Below are 14,385 nucleotides of genomic sequence, written 5' to 3' on the forward strand. Positions count from 1 at the left end.
CCCAAGTGAAGGTATCGCGCGACGCGGCATCGACCGCGGCCTGGTAGTGCTTCGGCAGCGTGTTCCATTTGTCCAGATTGATGATGTTGTGACCCTGGCCGGTGCCTTCCCACCAACCCGGATAGTAATAGTACTTCGCGACCTTCACGAAGCCGAGCTTCTCGTCGTCATAGGGCCCGACCCATTCGGCGGCATCGAGCGTGCCCTTCTCCAGCGCCGGATAGATGTCGCCCGCCGCGATCTGCTGCGGTACGCCGCCGACCTTGGCGATGATCGTGCCGGCAAAGCCGCCGACCCGGAATTTCAGCCCTTTGAGATCGTCGATCGACTTGATCTCCTTCCGGAACCAGCCACCCATCTGCGCGCCGGTGGATCCGGTCGGAATGCCGATGGCGTTGTATTCCTTCAGCAGGTTGTTGATCAGGTCCTGGCCGCCGCCCCACTGCAGCCATGAAATATGCTGGCGCGTGTTCAAGCCGAACGGCAGCGACGTGCCGAACGTGAAGGCGGGGTTCTTGCCCCAGTAATAATACAGCGCGGTGTTGCCCATCTCCACCGTTCCGTTGGCGACGGCGTCGAGCACCTGCAGGCCCGGCACGATCTCGCCGGCGGCGAATGGCTGGATCTGGAAACGATTGTCGGTGATCTCGGCAACGCGCTTGGCGAAATACTCGCAGCCGCCGTAGAGCGTATCCAGCGCCTTCGGCCAGCTCGCGGCGTATCGCCATTTGATCTCGGGCATCGACTGCGCGATCGCCGGCGCAGCGACGGCACTGGCGGCGAGGCCCAATCCGCCTGCCGTCAGGAATTTACGACGTTCCATGCGCTTCCCTCCGTTAAGTCGATGCTTCGACCAGGACCGATCTTGGTGTCGTCTTGTCTTCGTCGACGCTCGACGTTGTCTGTTGAGACGTTGTGGCGTTTCCGAACGGCCCTTGCGGGCACTCGAAGATGGAATTCCGATCGTTGCGGTTCCGCGGCGAGGATGACCGGGCGCTTCGCCGGAATCAAGTCTCATGGGCGCCTCGCAGGTGCGAACGCCGGCCTGACGCAAGTCGGGCCTGCAAGCGATCTGCTATTCGGTCATTCAAAAACTAGGGAGGCTCGCGCATGACGGGCAAGAAAATCGTGGTCGCCGGAGCGAGCGGTCTCGTCGGCAATGCCGCGTTGCGACACTTCGGCGTCTCGGGCGGGTGCGATGTCATTGCCCTGTCCCGGCGGAAGCCGCGCGACCTCTACGGTGCCCGTCATGTACCGATCGACCTGACCAGCGCAGCGGATTGCGGGCGTGCCGCCTCGGAACTGAGCGGCGCAACGCATCTGATCTACGCCGCGCTCTACGAGGCGCCGCAGCTCGTCGACGGCTGGCGCGACCCGCAGCAAATCAAGACCAACGATTTGATGCTGCGCAATTTGATGGGTGCGCTCGAGCCTGTGGCGCCCGGCCTCAGGCACGTCGCCCTGCTGCAGGGCACCAAGGCCTATGGTGTCCACGTTCGCCCCTTGACCGTGCCGGCCCGCGAAGGCCGCTCCGAAATGTACGAGCAGCCCAACTTCTACTGGGCGCAGGAAAACTTCTTGCGCGACCTCCAAACCGGCAAGGCTTGGCATTGGAGCATCCTGCGGCCGGTGCTGATCGTCGGTCTCGCCATGGGCGGCGCCATGGACCTGATCCCGCCGCTCGGCGTCTATGCCGCGATGCTGCGCGAGCAGGGCAGGCCGCTCGACTACCCCGGCGGCGCTCCGCGGGTGGGGCAGGCCGTCGACGTCGATCTTCTCGCCCGCGCCATCGCCTGGTCGGGCGAGGCCGAGGCCGCGCGCAACGAGGCCTTCAATGTGACCAATGGCGACGTCTTTACCTGGGAGAACATCTGGCCTGCGGTCGCCGATGCACTGGAGATGAAGCCGGGCAGGCCGGTCCCGCTGTCGCTCGCGAGGGAATTCCCGAGCTGGGTCGCTCCCTGGGATGCGCTGCGGCGCAAGCACGACCTAGCATCGCCTGCGCTGGCCGAATTCGTCGGCCTCTCGTTCCAATACGCCGATTACAGCCTGCGCTATGGCCACACCGAATCCGGTCCGCCCTCGATCGTCTCGACCGTGAAGATCAACCGCGCCGGCTTCACCGAGATAATGGATACGGAAGACATGTTCCGGAAGTGGTTCAGGCAGGCAAAGCAAGAGCGACTGCTTCCCTGACCGAGAGCCAAAGCGGATACGTCCGGGATCGTTGCCCAGGTCAGACTGTGACCCGGAGCGGTCCGCTGGCCGAGCCGGTTCGAACGGCTTCAGATCTGGCTTATCTGAGCGTGTGTCGCAACCACCGTGAGGGACGGACATCACCTAGGACGGCGATCCTCTGTAGCGGCGAAAAGTCGACTTTCCACAGATCAAGTTCAAACAACTCGTCGCGCTGGCCGAGGTTCAGCGCGACCGACACCAGCACTCCATCGGCATCGTCGAATTCGCATTCGCCAATACATCGGCCGAAACGCCGATCTGCCGCGCCGACAAAGAGAAGGCTACCCATCCCACCGTCGTTCATTTCCTCGACGAGCCCAAAATGGTCCTGCAAGGGCGAATGCTGACCTAGAATAAAGGCAACCAGATCACGCTCTGCGGGGGTGAGTGGGCGTAGCATCTTCTTTCTCGTAGCGGCTGGCGTGCATTGGCTCTATCACGCTGCGAATCCTTATTGATCCAAGCTAGGTTGGCTCGTTCAACAATGTCAGCAGAGAACGAGCTTTGACTAAATCTGCAGTGGCAAGTCCCTCGGAGAAACGAACGTAAAGGGGCGCTAGCAGCTCCCGTGCCTCACCGATACGCGACTGCTTCTGCATCAGGGATGCCAGAGTTGTCGCCGTCCTGAGCTCCCAGGATATTGCGCCTTGGCGGCGTGACCACTCGAGAGAGTGATTGAGGTGCGCTTCGGCCGACACGAGCGCCTCCGCGCCACCTTGATTGAGCGCCAGGATACCCTTGATGCGCAGCAGTTCAGCGACGAACCAGCGGTCCTCGTTCCTTTCCGATTGAGCCAGCGCCCTTTCGATCGTTGTATTGGCTCCGCGGTGATCGCCGATATCAGACTCACCGAGTGCGAGATTGCCCAGAAGGAATAAATAGCGGCTTTGAAAGCCGGTCGGGGGGAAGCCATTCAAGCCTTCGCGAAGCAGGGCAAGGCCCGCAGCGGTGTGGCCACCCTTCATCTCCAGAATACCCGCATAACAGCGGCCCCATACTCCCATTGCTCTGAACGTCGCTTCTCGATGAAGCATAGTTGAGATGAGCGCTTCCGCAGCATCAAAATTGCCGATCTCAAGCGCTAGAGGGCAAGCGCCGAAGGCAATCGCATAGAGAAGAGAAAAATCGTGTCCAAGTGCCGTCGCATGATCGAAGGCGTGTTTGCCGACCGCGGCTGCCTGGTCCGGAAAACCCAACAACCAAAGCGTTTGGCTGTAGTACGTTCGGGCAGCCACATGTTGATCAAACTGATATCGCAGGGCGTGCATTTGCCCTGGCGGCGCGACGTAGCCTGCCAGCATTTTTTCCAGATGTCGCCGGGCGCCGGCTTGGTCCCCTAGAATGTGCCGCGTCACTCCCAAAATCCGCTCTCCGACGAAACGATCAGCGACATCGATAGCGCCATCAGGCAGGTTGACGAATTTTTCGGCGATCTGCAGTGCACCGGGGAAATCGCCTCTTAGGTATCGCCCTATCCAGAGACCCCATAAGCTCCTCAGCTGATATTCGTTGTCCTCCAGTTCTTCAGCCAATCGGGATACACGCAACCACGCATCGTCGATGATCGCAGCGTCCCCGGTCGATTCCATATGCGCAACCGCCAAAGTGAAGAAGAGGCGGAGCTCCCGGCGCGCGTCACGACCCAGCTTTTCGTCGATTTGGAAAACCGCTTGCTCTGTCCGCTCCCGACATTCGTCTATGAGCATATGATGAATCCAGACCGGTGCGGCAGCGGCCGTGAGGTCGAGCGCTAGCAGCGAATCACCAGACTTGCCATGCGCCCAGTCGAGGGCAACGCGGATCTCATCGATCGGCCGACCATTAGTGGCAACCGATGCTTCGGTCAGATTGTTGCTTCCTGCCCCTTTCAGGGACCGAACGAGCTTGGAGACAGACGCATTTTCGCTCTTCCGGAAACCGGACAGCTCGACCCCAATCCGCTCGAATAAAGTTAAATGATAGACAGCATGACGGCGAGCAACGAGGTTTGCATCATCGCTTCTGGCCAACTTTTCCTGCACATACCCGCGGGTGGTATCCAGCAATCGGTATAGCGGGATGGCGAGACGAGCGTTCGCTGTCAGAAGTGACTTGGCGGCAAGACTGGCAACGGACTCGATCACCTGCGAATCGTCCAAATCATCTCCGGCCGCGATCGCGAAGGCAGCCTCGATCGTAAACGGCCCAACGAAAACAGATAGTCGGCGCAGGATAATCTGCTCAAGCTCCGGCAAAAGATCGTAGCTCCAGTCGAGCGTTGCAGCCAGAGTCTGGTGTCGCGGCAACGCCGTTCGCCGGCCTCGCCAGAGCTCGAACTTGTGGTCGAGGAGCCGCAAAACGTCATGGACTCCGTAAGCGCCCACACGACCAGCTGCGAGTTCGATTGCGAGGGGGATTCCGTCGAGCTTTCGGCAGATCTCGGCCACGACCGGTGCATCGACGTCGTTGAGTATGAACTGAGGCTGACTTGCTGTAACGCGTTCGACAAAAAGCTGTACTGCAGCGTATGCCATCGCCTCTCGTGCATTGGGACCCTCAGGCGGAAACTCGAGGGGAGCTATCCAATGAACGTGCTCGCCTCTGACCCGCAAGGTTTCACGGCTTGTTGCCAAGATGTAAACTTGCGGCGTTTCCTCGAAGATGGTTTCTGCCAGCGCAGAAGCCGCCTCAATCACACGCTCGCAGCTATCGAGCACCAGCAAAACTCGGATGTCTCGCAGTGCGGCCAGAAGGCCGGGGATAGGATCGCGATCGTCAACGGCAAGTCCGAGCGCCGAGCCGATCGTACCCGCCACGAGATGCGGATCAGAAAGTGAGCCCAGGTCAATAAGGTGAACCAGATCGGCAAACTCTGTAGTGAGTTGGTGGCCGACAGATATTGCCAGAGTTGTTTTTCCGATCCCGCCCGGACCGACAATGGACACGAATCGTTCGGCCATAAGATGCGAGGAGATCGTTTGCACGGCGTCGTCCCTGCCAATCATCCTGCCAAGGCGATTCGGAAATGTTGAGCGTCGACCCGATTTTGCGATTTCAGCAACAGGCTTGAGCGTTCGTGAGACAGGCGCCACGAAGCTATACCCTTGTCCTGGCACGGTCGTGACATACGTCGCTCCGGCCTCTCCATCGCCGAGCACCTTGCGCAAGCCCGCCATATGAAATCTAAGGCTACCCTCGTCGACGGTGACGCCGGCCCAAACCCGAGCTAGCAGAGTCTTCTTGCTGACAACTTCGCCAGCATGCTCGACAAGAACTGTAAGGATGTCCAAGCTACGGGCGCCCAACTGAAGTGGTACACCCGATTTTTCTAGACGTCTCCGCTCCGGGATTAATTCAAAGGGCCCAAAAGAAAAACTTTCTTTCGCGAGCCGATCTTCATTGACGACCGAGCCCACCATCATCATGCGTCCAACTGGTTGTGCCGCGCGAGCTACCTTGCCATGGTTGCCACTGAAATCAATGGACTGGTGAAGGCGGCGGAACTCAGCAGAGCATGTTCGCCCCTCTGTCGCGCACATGTGGCGGCCAGCGGACATCGCTCAGTCCGCACCAATAAATCTCGATTTTATGAGTACAGGGCCTACTCTGCGCTAATGAACGCCGCTTCCATGGCCTTCCGCGTCCTGATCGTCTCGTTGCCCGCGTCGAACTCGACATCGCTCCAGCGCACGATCTCGCCATGGGCGACGTCGTGCTTCAGCCTCACGCGATGCGCCAGCCCGATAGGCAGCGCGCCGGCCTTGAGGCTCGCGGCCGCCGGCAACAGCTTGCCCCACACCGTGTAGCCGCCTTCGCCGTCCAACATCTCGCCGGCGCGCAGATTGCGTTTTGCCACGGCGGCGACGTCGCCGCGGAAACCATGGGGCTGCCCGGTCGGCTCGCCCCGCAGCGCGGCCGACAGCACCGAGATGTTCAGCTCGAGGCCGATCAAATGGTAGGGCTTGTACATCGCCGCGTACCGTCCGCTGCCGTCGGTCTTGAGGCCGTATTGCCTGAAGCAGTCGGCGGCGTAGTCGTTCGGCGCCTCCAGCACGACGTAGACGCCCCAGCGCAGATCGCGAAACACCGGCCTTCCATCGCGCTCGAGCGAGGAGACCACCTCCACGACGCCCGATCGCTCCAGCACGCCGCCCTTGCTGCCCGGCCGCATGATATGCGGCAGGTCGTCGACGCCGCAGGGTGGAAACAGCAGGCCCTCCGCAGGCACGTCCAGTCCGCAGGCGTTCGCAATCGCGGCCATCTCGATCGCCGATTTGGTACCGTCGAGGAACGAGTTGAACATCTGCGGATTCATCCCGGCCGATTGCGCCTCGCCCGCGGTCAACCCGTAATGCTGCCAGACGCTGTCGGGCGTCACGTCGTGATAGGCCGGCAGATATTTTGTGCCTTTGCCGGCGGCAACCACATGAAAACCGGTGGCGCGCGCCCAATCCACCATTTCCGCGGTCAGCGCCGGCTGGTCGCCATAGGCGAGCGAGTAGACCACGCCGGCCTTGCGGGCTTCCTGGGCGAGCAGCGGACCGGCAAGCACGTCGGCCTCGACATTGACCATCACGATATGCTTGCCGGCCGCGATCGCCGCGCGGGCGTGTTTGATGCCGACGGCGGGATTGCCGGTCGCCTCCACCACCACGTCCATCGCGCCGCCGGCGATGGCGCGCGCGCCATCATCGGTGAAGACGGTGGCGGCGATCCGCTCGGCGCTCCAGCCCACCGTGCGGCAGGCCTCGCGCGCGCGGTCGCGATCGATGTCGACGATGATGGGTACCTCCAGCCCCGTCGTGTGCGGCACCTGCGCCAGGAACATCGAGCCGAATTTGCCGGCGCCGATCAGCGCCACACGGACGGGCTTGCCGGCGGCAGCGCGGGCCTGGAGGAGGCGGAAGAGGTTCATGTTGTTACCCGATCAAGTATGGTGGTCCGGACGCGGTGCAGCGCCATAAGCGCGTTCACGCGCGTCTTCGACGCACTATGGCGCTACTCCGCAGAGCCGGCACCCAGAAAGAAAACTATCCGTGTGGTATGGGCCCGGCTCTGCAGCGCACCGCTTCGCGCTGCGCTGCGTCCGGGGCACGAGAGTGTCCTACTCCGCCGCCTGCCGCGGCGCACGGGCGAGCCGCACCAGTGCGTCGTCCTCCACCGTCTTGATCGGCGCAAAATCGCGATGCGCGATGTACTCCGGCCGCGTCGGGGTACGGATGTAATTCGAAACCGCGTTCAGCGTCAGGTACACGATCTTGCGCGGATAGGGCGTGATGTTGCCGGCCGAGCCGTGCACGAGATTGCCGTGGAACATCAGCATGCCGCCGGGCTTTCCCGTCGGCGCAACGATGCCGCCCTGCTTGACCAGCCGCGTCACGGTCTCCTCGTCCAGCGTCCACAGCGGATAGGGAGGTCGTCGCGAGGTCATGCGAGGCCTTGAGGTCGCCGGCGTTCTGGCTCTGCGGTACCAGCATCAGCGGGCCGTTGATCGGCATCACCTCGTCCAGGAAGATCGCGATGTTCATCGCGCGCGGCTCGGGCATGCCGTCGTCGCGCTTCCAGGTGCCGTAATCCTGGTGCCATTGCCAGACATCGCCGGTGAAGGCGGATTTCGCGTTGATCTTGAACTGGTGCATGTAGACCTGCTCGCCGAACAGCTGCTCGACCGGGCCGATCATGCGCGGATGAGCACCCAGAATGCCGAACGCCTCGTTGTAGAGATGCGCGGCAAAGGCGGTGCGTGGCGCGCCGCTCTTCTCGCGCCAGACTTCCGGCCGGTTCGTGTCATAGATGCCGACCGCCTCGCGCGCGAGGAGATCGACCTCCTCCGGACTGAACAGTTCGGGCAGGAACAGCCAGCCCTCGTGGTGGAAGAACTCCAATTGCTCCTGGGACAGTTTCACGGCGCGTCCTCCTGTTTTGATTTGTTGTCGCTCGTCTTGGCCGGCCATCCACGTCTTGGCAGTGGCGGTCGCTACGCCGCCGCCTCTTCCGTCGCCCTCAATCTCTCCTCAGTCATCCGTCCCGCCGTCTGCGCGTGCGCAAGCGCCGCACGTTCGGCCGCCTTCGCATCTCCTGCGAGAATATGTCCGGCAATGTCGGCATGCTCGGCCCAGGCGCTGCCGCGATAATCGAGCTCCGACAGCACCGTCGCCATCGAGCGGCGCATATGGGGCCATTGCGGCGTAATCGTCTCCTCGATCACGGGATTGCCGGCGAGCCGATAGATCGCGCGATGAAACGCGACGTCGAGCGCGATCAGCTCGGCGAGCGTGGTCTTGCCATCGATCCCGCGTCCGGCGGCGAGCGCCGCCTCCAGCCGCGCGCGTCCCGCCGCATCGCCTGCGCGCTCCGCTGCCAGCCGCGCCGCCAAGGCATCGATTGCGCCGCGCACCTCGTAGAGCTGGCGGATGCGTGCGGGATCGAGCTGGGTGACTTCAAAGCCGCGCCGGCCGCTCTCGGCGACAAGTCCCTGCCGGTGCAACAGGTGCAGCGCATGCGACACCGGCTGGCGCGATACGCCGAGCCTGTCGGCGAGCTCGTTCTGCCGGATGCGCTGGCCGGGCTGCAGCGTGCGGTCGGAGATCGCCTCCAGGATCCGCGCATAGACCTGGTCGATCAAGTTCGGAAGCGGGTCGAGAGGGATCACGCCGGCAGCTCCGAGACCATGAGAGGGAATACGGAATTCCGTATTCAAGGATACGGCGAGGGGATAAGGGCGTCAAGCGCGGCCAAGGGGGCGTCCAGCCTCATTTCGCGCCACCTAAGTCATTGATATTGCTGGGCTCAGCTACTGTGCATGGGGTTGTTTTTGAGGAAAAAAGAGTGTGAGGCCACTTACTCCGCCAAAAACGCGTCCACCGCCTCGCCGAACTCCAGGGGCGCCTGCTCGAACATCCAGTGGCCGGCATTGGGGATCACGGCTGTCTTCGCCCCGGTGATGTGCTCGGCCAGCACACGCCACATCACCGACAGGCTCCCTGTCGTCGCCCCGCCGCCGATCAGGAGTGTCGGGGTCGTGATCGCCTGCGCGTCCGCGAGCGTGTAGGGCCTGCGCTGCTCGTTGATCTGGCCGAGGAAGGTGATCGCGTTGTCGCGCAATTGCTGCTTCGCCGCCGCCGGCACGCGCCGCCACGAGCCGTCGCCTTCGATGCCTTCGTAGAAGTTCTGCAGCGCGCCCTCGATGTCGCCGGCGCGGATCATCTCGACCGAGCGCGCCGTGCGCGCCGCCAGCGGCGGGTGCGCGGGCGTGCCTGCGGGCACCGGCAGGCTCGCATCGAGATCGCCGCCGGGTTCTGCAAGCACCAGCTTTCGCAACAGATCGGGCCGCGCCTGCGCCACGCGAAAGGCGATGTGACCGCCGCGCGAATGGCCCATCAGATCGACCGGCGCGGGTTCGACCTGCTCGATGAAAGCGATCACGTCAGCGACGTGCTGGGCCATCTTGTAATCGTCGCCGACGGCATCCCAATGTTCGGGAAAGAAATGCCGCAGGCTGACCGAGATCACGCGATGCGATTTCGACAGCGGACCGAGCACGGAGTACCAGGTGCGGAAATCGCCGAGCGTGCCGTGCACGCAGACCAGCGGCGGCCCCTCGCCCACTTCGAGATAGGCCATGTCGTAACCATTGACGCGAAGTGTCTGCATGATCAGCCCGCCAGAAAATCCAGCACCAGTTCGGAGAATTTCTGCGGCGCCTGCTCGAACATCGGGTGCGTTGCGTTTGGGATGACCGCCGTCCTGGAATACGGCACATGCGCCGCGAGCGCATGCAGCACTTTCGGCAGCAGGCCCTTGGTCCGCGCGCCCAGGATGAACAGCGTCGGCATCCTGATGGACTCCGCGTCGGCCCTCGAGAACGGCGGGCGGTTGTCGCGGACCTGGCCGATCAGCGTGAAGGCGTTGTCACGCAGATTCTGCTTCACCAGGGCCGGCAGCCGCGGCCAGGTGCCGGGCCCTTCCAGCGTGTCGACGAAGACTGCAAGGCCGCCGTCGATGTCGCCGGCCGCGATCTTCTCGGCCGAGGCCGTGAACCGCGCCAGCAACGGCGAGGGGCCGCCGGCATAGTCTGGATCGAGGCTCGCGTCGAGCTCCCCGCCGGGCTCGGCCAGCACCAGCCGCCGGAGCAGGTCCGGCCGCCCCTGCGCCACGCGGAAGCAGATGTGCCCGCCGCGGGAATGGCCCATCAAATCAACCGGGCCGAGGTCGAGCTCCTCGATGAAGGCGATGACGTCGTCGACATGCTGGGCGATCGAATAGGTGTCGCCAACGCCATCCCAGCGATCGGGGAAGAAGTGCCGCAGGCTGACGGCCATCAGCCGGTGCCGCTGGGACAGCGGACCGAGCACGCAGCCCCAGACACGAAAGTCGTTGAGCGAACCATGCACGCAGACCAGCGGCGGCCGCCCTCGGTCTTCGCCCACGTCGAGATAGGGCATGTCGTATCCGTTGACGTGGAGGCTTTGCATTCTGGGCTCGCAAACAGGGAAGGCGGAACTCCTGTGCAAGATTCCCGGAAACCGGGTGGATCGCAACTATTTCCAAGTCTAGATTTGAGCTCAGTTCACATTGGGGCATGCGAGGGGAACGCAAGCCAAGGACGAAGTTATGACCGACCAGCATTTTGCCCTCTTCGACAGCAAGATCGGCCTTTGCGCCATTGCCTGGGGTCCGCGCGGCATCAACGGCACGCAACTGCCGATGGGCGGTGAGCAGAAGATCCGCACCCGCATCAGCCAGCGCCATGCCGATGCCAGCGAAGCCGCGCCGACCGCCGAAGTACAGCAGGCGATCGACCGCATCACAAAACTGCTCGCGGGCGAGCCGGATGACCTCACCGACATCCCGCTCGATCTCGATGGCGTGCCCGACTTCAACCGCGGGGTCTACGCGATCGCCCGCACCATTCCGCCGGGCAAGACCGTCACCTATGGCGACATCGCCAAGCAACTCGGCGGTGTCGAGCTGTCGCGCGACGTGGGCCAGGCGCTCGGCCGCAACCCGTGCCCGATCGTCGTGCCCTGCCATCGCGTGCTGGCGGCCGGCAACAAGCCCGGCGGCTTCTCCGCGAATGGCGGCGTGGTGACGAAGCTGAAGATGCTGGAGATCGAAGGCGCGCTGGTGAACCACACGCCGAGCTTGTTTGATTGAGGCGATGACGCCGCTGGCTAGATCTTCGCCGCCGCCATCGGCCAATATTTGTCGCGCAAATGCCGCTTCACCAGCTTCCCAGTGGGCGTGCGCGGCAGCTCGGCTTCGAAATCGATCGAGCGCGGGCATTTGATCGTCGAGAGGCGGCTCCTGCAATAGGCGATCAGGTCGGCCTCGAGCTCCTTGCCGGCGCGCTTGGGATCGTGCGGCTGCACCACCGCCTTGACCTCTTCGCCCATCTCCTCGTTCGGCACACCGAACACGGCGACGTCGGCGACCTCGGGGTGGGTGATGAGCACGTCCTCGGTCTCCTGCGGGTAAATGTTCACGCCGCCCGAGATGATCATGTAGGACTTGCGGTCGGTGAGAAAGAGAAAGCCATCCCTGTCGAGATAGCCGACGTCGCCGAGCGTCGACCAGCCTTTTGCGTTATAGGCCTTCTTCGTCTTCTCGGGATCGTTGTGATAGGCGAAAACCGGCGCATCGGCGAAATAGACCGTGCCGATCTCGCCCGTCGGCAGCTCCTCATCGTTCTCGTCCAGAATCTTGATCTTGCCGACCACGGCGCGGCCGACGCTGCCGCGGTGCTCCAGCCATTCTTTCGAGTTGCAGACGGTGACGCCGTTGCCTTCGGAGCCCGCGTAATATTCGATCAGGATCGGCCCCCACCATTCGATCATCTTGGCCTTGACCTCGACCGGGCAGGGGGCGGCGGCGTGGATCGCGCCCTTCAGTGTCGAGACTTCGTAGCGGTTACGGACCTCGTTCGGCAGCTTCAGCATGCGCACGAACATGGTCGGCACCAGCTGCGCCTGGGTCACCTTGTACTTTTCGACCAGTTTCAGGAAATCTTCGGCGTCAAAGTGCTCCATGATGATGGAGGTGCCGCCGAGCAGGACCGCCATCATGTTGAAGCGCAAGGGAGCGGCGTGATAGAGCGGTGCCGGTGAGAGATAAATAGTCTCGGCGTTCATGCCGCACATGCTGGCGCAGAGCACGCGCAGAAACGCGTTCGGCTCGTCGATCGGCTTGCCCTCGAAAGCCTTCTTGATACCCTTGGGCCGGCCCGTGGTGCCCGACGAATACAGCATGTCATAGCCGGCAACCTCGTCGGCAATCGGGGTTGTCGGCTGTGCGGCGGCTTCCTTGTCGTAGGAGCGGAAGCCGGCTTGCGGCTCGTCCATCATGTAGAAGACCGGCTCGCCGGGCGCACCCTTGATCAGCGTCTTGATCTGGTCGGCACATTTCGGTGTCGTGATCACGACCTTGGCGCCGCAATCGGCGATGATGTAGTCGATCTCGTCCTGCTTTAAATAGCGGCTGATCGCGGTGTAATAGAGCCCGCTGCGTTGCGCAGCCCAGCAGATCTCCATAAAGGCGAGGCGGTTCTCCATCAGCAGCGCGATGTGGTCGCCGGCCTTCAGCCCGAGCGAGCGGAACAGGTGCGCGCCCTGGTTCGAGAGCTCGTCGAGCTCGCGATAGGTAATCGCCTTGCCGGTCCCGGCCATTTGATAGGCGATCTTGTCGGGTGTGGCGCGGGCGTGGATGGAGGGGTGTGTCATGTCTCTGTTTACGCGGCTGGGAGTAACGTTCCCCGGATATCCGGGGTCCATTGTGAGGCATGGGTCCCGGCTCTGCGCCGCAGCCTTTCACGCTGCAGCGCGTCCGGGACACGAGAGGGCTTACAGCCGCTCCACGATCGTCACATTCGCCATGCCGCCGCCTTCGCACATGGTCTGCAGGCCATAGCGTTTGCCGCGCTGATGCAAGGCATGCACCAGCGTCGTCATCAGCTTGGTGCCGGAGCCGCCGAGCGGATGGCCGAGCGCGATGGCGCCGCCATTGACATTGAGACGTTCCGAATCGGCGCCGGTGGTCTTCAGCCACGCGGTCGGCACCGAGGCAAAGGCCTCGTTGACCTCGAACAGGTCGATGTCGTCGATCGCCATGCCGGCCTTCTCCAGCGCGCGCTTGGTGGCGTGCAGCGGTGCGTCGAGCATGATCACGGGATCGCCACCCATCATGGTCATGTGGTGGACGCGCGCCAGCGGCTTCACGCCGAGCTGCTTCAGGCCACGCTCGTTCACCACCATCACGCCGGAAGCGCCGTCGCAGATCTGGCTGGCGCTGGCCGCGGAGAGCTTGCCATTCTCGGCGATCAGCTTGACGCCCTTGATGCCGTCGAGTGTGGCGTCGAAGCGGATGCCCTCGTCGATGTGGTGGGTGTCCTTGGAGCCGTCGGCGCGGGTGATCTCAAGCGGCACGATCTCCGTCTTGAAACGGCCGGCCTGCGTCGCCGCGATCGCGCGCTGATGACTGTTGTAGGAGTACTCGTCGAGCTCATCCTTGGAGAGGCCGTACTTCTCGGCCATCATCTCGGCGCCGGTGAACTGGCTGAACACGATGTTGGGATAACGCTGCTCGATACCCGGGCTCTTGTAATTGCCAAAGCCGTTCTTGGCGGGAAGCTGCGACGACAGGCCCATCGGCACGCGCGTCATCGATTCCACGCCGGCGGCGATCACCACGTCCATCGCGCCCGACATAACGGCCTGCGCAGCAAAATGCAGCGCCTGCTGCGACGAGCCGCATTGGCGGTCGATCGAGGTGCCCGGCACGCTCTCCGGCAGTTTCGAGGCCATGATGGCGTTGCGCGCCACGTTGTTGGACTGCTCGCCGACCTGCATGACGCAGCCCATGATCACATCCTCGACCAGCGCGGGATCGACCTTGGTGCGGTCGACCAACTCGTCCAGCACCTTCGCGGCGAGATCGGCCGGATGCCATCCGGCGAGGCGGCCCCCCTTGCGCCCACCGGCGGTACGCGCAGCGGCGACGATATAAGCCTCGGCCATGTCGGTTTCTCCCTGGATTATTTTGAACGGTTGGTTGTCGGGGCGGGATTTAAGGGGCGACCGGTTGTTTAGTCAATCGATCAATTAACTCTTGTGGGGAGGCGCTGCTTGGGCTTATCTGCGGCCGCTCTTCCGCCAAAATCAGGGATCTCCGTGA

Annotated in this window: 11 protein-coding genes and 1 pseudogene (1 of these 12 only partly in view); 2 read left to right on the plus strand and 10 right to left on the minus strand. The window is 63.0% G+C overall.

The genetic code is table 11. The features are described from left to right. Positions 1 to 823: the 5' portion of a TRAP transporter substrate-binding protein gene (locus AB3L03_RS21485; protein ID WP_018453275.1), read on the minus strand. Its footprint begins 266 nt before the window's first position; 823 of the gene's 1,089 nt are visible here — the first part of the coding sequence; it begins with the start codon at positions 821 to 823; its stop codon lies off the left edge, out of view. Between the two features lie 287 nt (positions 824 to 1,110). Between AB3L03_RS21485 and AB3L03_RS21490 the strand changes: the two genes are divergently transcribed. Continuing rightward, positions 1,111 to 2,196, plus strand: a complete 1,086-nt coding sequence (locus AB3L03_RS21490; RefSeq protein WP_368507007.1) for an NAD-dependent epimerase/dehydratase family protein — start codon at positions 1,111 to 1,113, stop codon at positions 2,194 to 2,196. Between the two features lie 100 nt (positions 2,197 to 2,296). Here the strand turns inward: AB3L03_RS21490 and AB3L03_RS21495 are convergent, their stop codons facing one another. The 7 genes and pseudogenes from AB3L03_RS21495 to AB3L03_RS21525 form a co-directional block, all read right to left on the minus strand. Next, positions 2,297 to 2,638, minus strand: coding sequence for a hypothetical protein (locus AB3L03_RS21495; protein ID WP_368507008.1), 342 nt, complete (start codon positions 2,636 to 2,638; stop codon positions 2,297 to 2,299). A 64-nt stretch (positions 2,639 to 2,702) separates the two neighbouring features. Continuing rightward, positions 2,703 to 5,774 carry a winged helix-turn-helix domain-containing protein gene (locus AB3L03_RS21500; RefSeq protein WP_368507009.1) on the minus strand — a complete coding sequence of 1,024 codons (3,072 nt, stop codon included), beginning with the start codon at positions 5,772 to 5,774 and terminating at the stop codon, positions 2,703 to 2,705. A gap of 44 nt (positions 5,775 to 5,818) precedes the next feature. Next, on the minus strand, positions 5,819 to 7,132 hold the full coding sequence (locus AB3L03_RS21505) for an NAD(P)H-dependent oxidoreductase (protein ID WP_018453279.1): 1,314 nt from the start codon (positions 7,130 to 7,132) through the stop codon (positions 5,819 to 5,821). 189 nt (positions 7,133 to 7,321) lie between these two features. Further along, positions 7,322 to 8,123, minus strand: a pseudogene (locus AB3L03_RS21510) (phytanoyl-CoA dioxygenase family protein). A gap of 71 nt (positions 8,124 to 8,194) precedes the next feature. After that, positions 8,195 to 8,869 carry a GntR family transcriptional regulator gene (locus tag AB3L03_RS21515; protein ID WP_018453281.1) on the minus strand — a complete coding sequence of 225 codons (675 nt, stop codon included), beginning with the start codon at positions 8,867 to 8,869 and terminating at the stop codon, positions 8,195 to 8,197. Between the two features lie 188 nt (positions 8,870 to 9,057). Continuing rightward, entirely contained in the window at positions 9,058 to 9,870 is an 813-nt protein-coding gene (locus AB3L03_RS21520; protein WP_247299307.1) for an alpha/beta fold hydrolase, read from the minus strand. A gap of 2 nt (positions 9,871 to 9,872) precedes the next feature. Beyond that, positions 9,873 to 10,691: an alpha/beta fold hydrolase gene (locus AB3L03_RS21525; RefSeq protein ID WP_368507010.1), complete on the minus strand. Its 819-nt coding sequence runs from the start codon at positions 10,689 to 10,691 to the stop codon at positions 9,873 to 9,875. A gap of 139 nt (positions 10,692 to 10,830) precedes the next feature. Between AB3L03_RS21525 and AB3L03_RS21530 the strand changes: the two genes are divergently transcribed. After that, positions 10,831 to 11,373, plus strand: coding sequence for a methylated-DNA--[protein]-cysteine S-methyltransferase (locus AB3L03_RS21530; protein ID WP_018453282.1), 543 nt, complete (start codon positions 10,831 to 10,833; stop codon positions 11,371 to 11,373). Positions 11,374 to 11,390: 17 nt separating this feature from the next. On the opposite strand, the gene AB3L03_RS21535 is transcribed toward AB3L03_RS21530, so the two are convergent. Together AB3L03_RS21535 and AB3L03_RS21540 are read right to left on the minus strand one after the other, a co-directional pair. Next, the gene (locus AB3L03_RS21535) at positions 11,391 to 12,935 is read right to left on the minus strand and encodes an acyl-CoA synthetase (protein ID WP_026232503.1); all 1,545 of its coding nucleotides are present in this window, start codon (positions 12,933 to 12,935) and stop codon (positions 11,391 to 11,393) included. Between the two features lie 120 nt (positions 12,936 to 13,055). Then, positions 13,056 to 14,228, minus strand: coding sequence for an acetyl-CoA C-acetyltransferase (locus AB3L03_RS21540; protein WP_018453284.1), 1,173 nt, complete (start codon positions 14,226 to 14,228; stop codon positions 13,056 to 13,058). Between the last annotated feature and the right edge of the window lie 157 nt (positions 14,229 to 14,385).

The sequence above is a fragment of the Bradyrhizobium lupini genome, from assembly GCF_040939785.1.
GTDB lineage: Bacteria > Pseudomonadota > Alphaproteobacteria > Rhizobiales > Xanthobacteraceae > Bradyrhizobium > Bradyrhizobium canariense_D.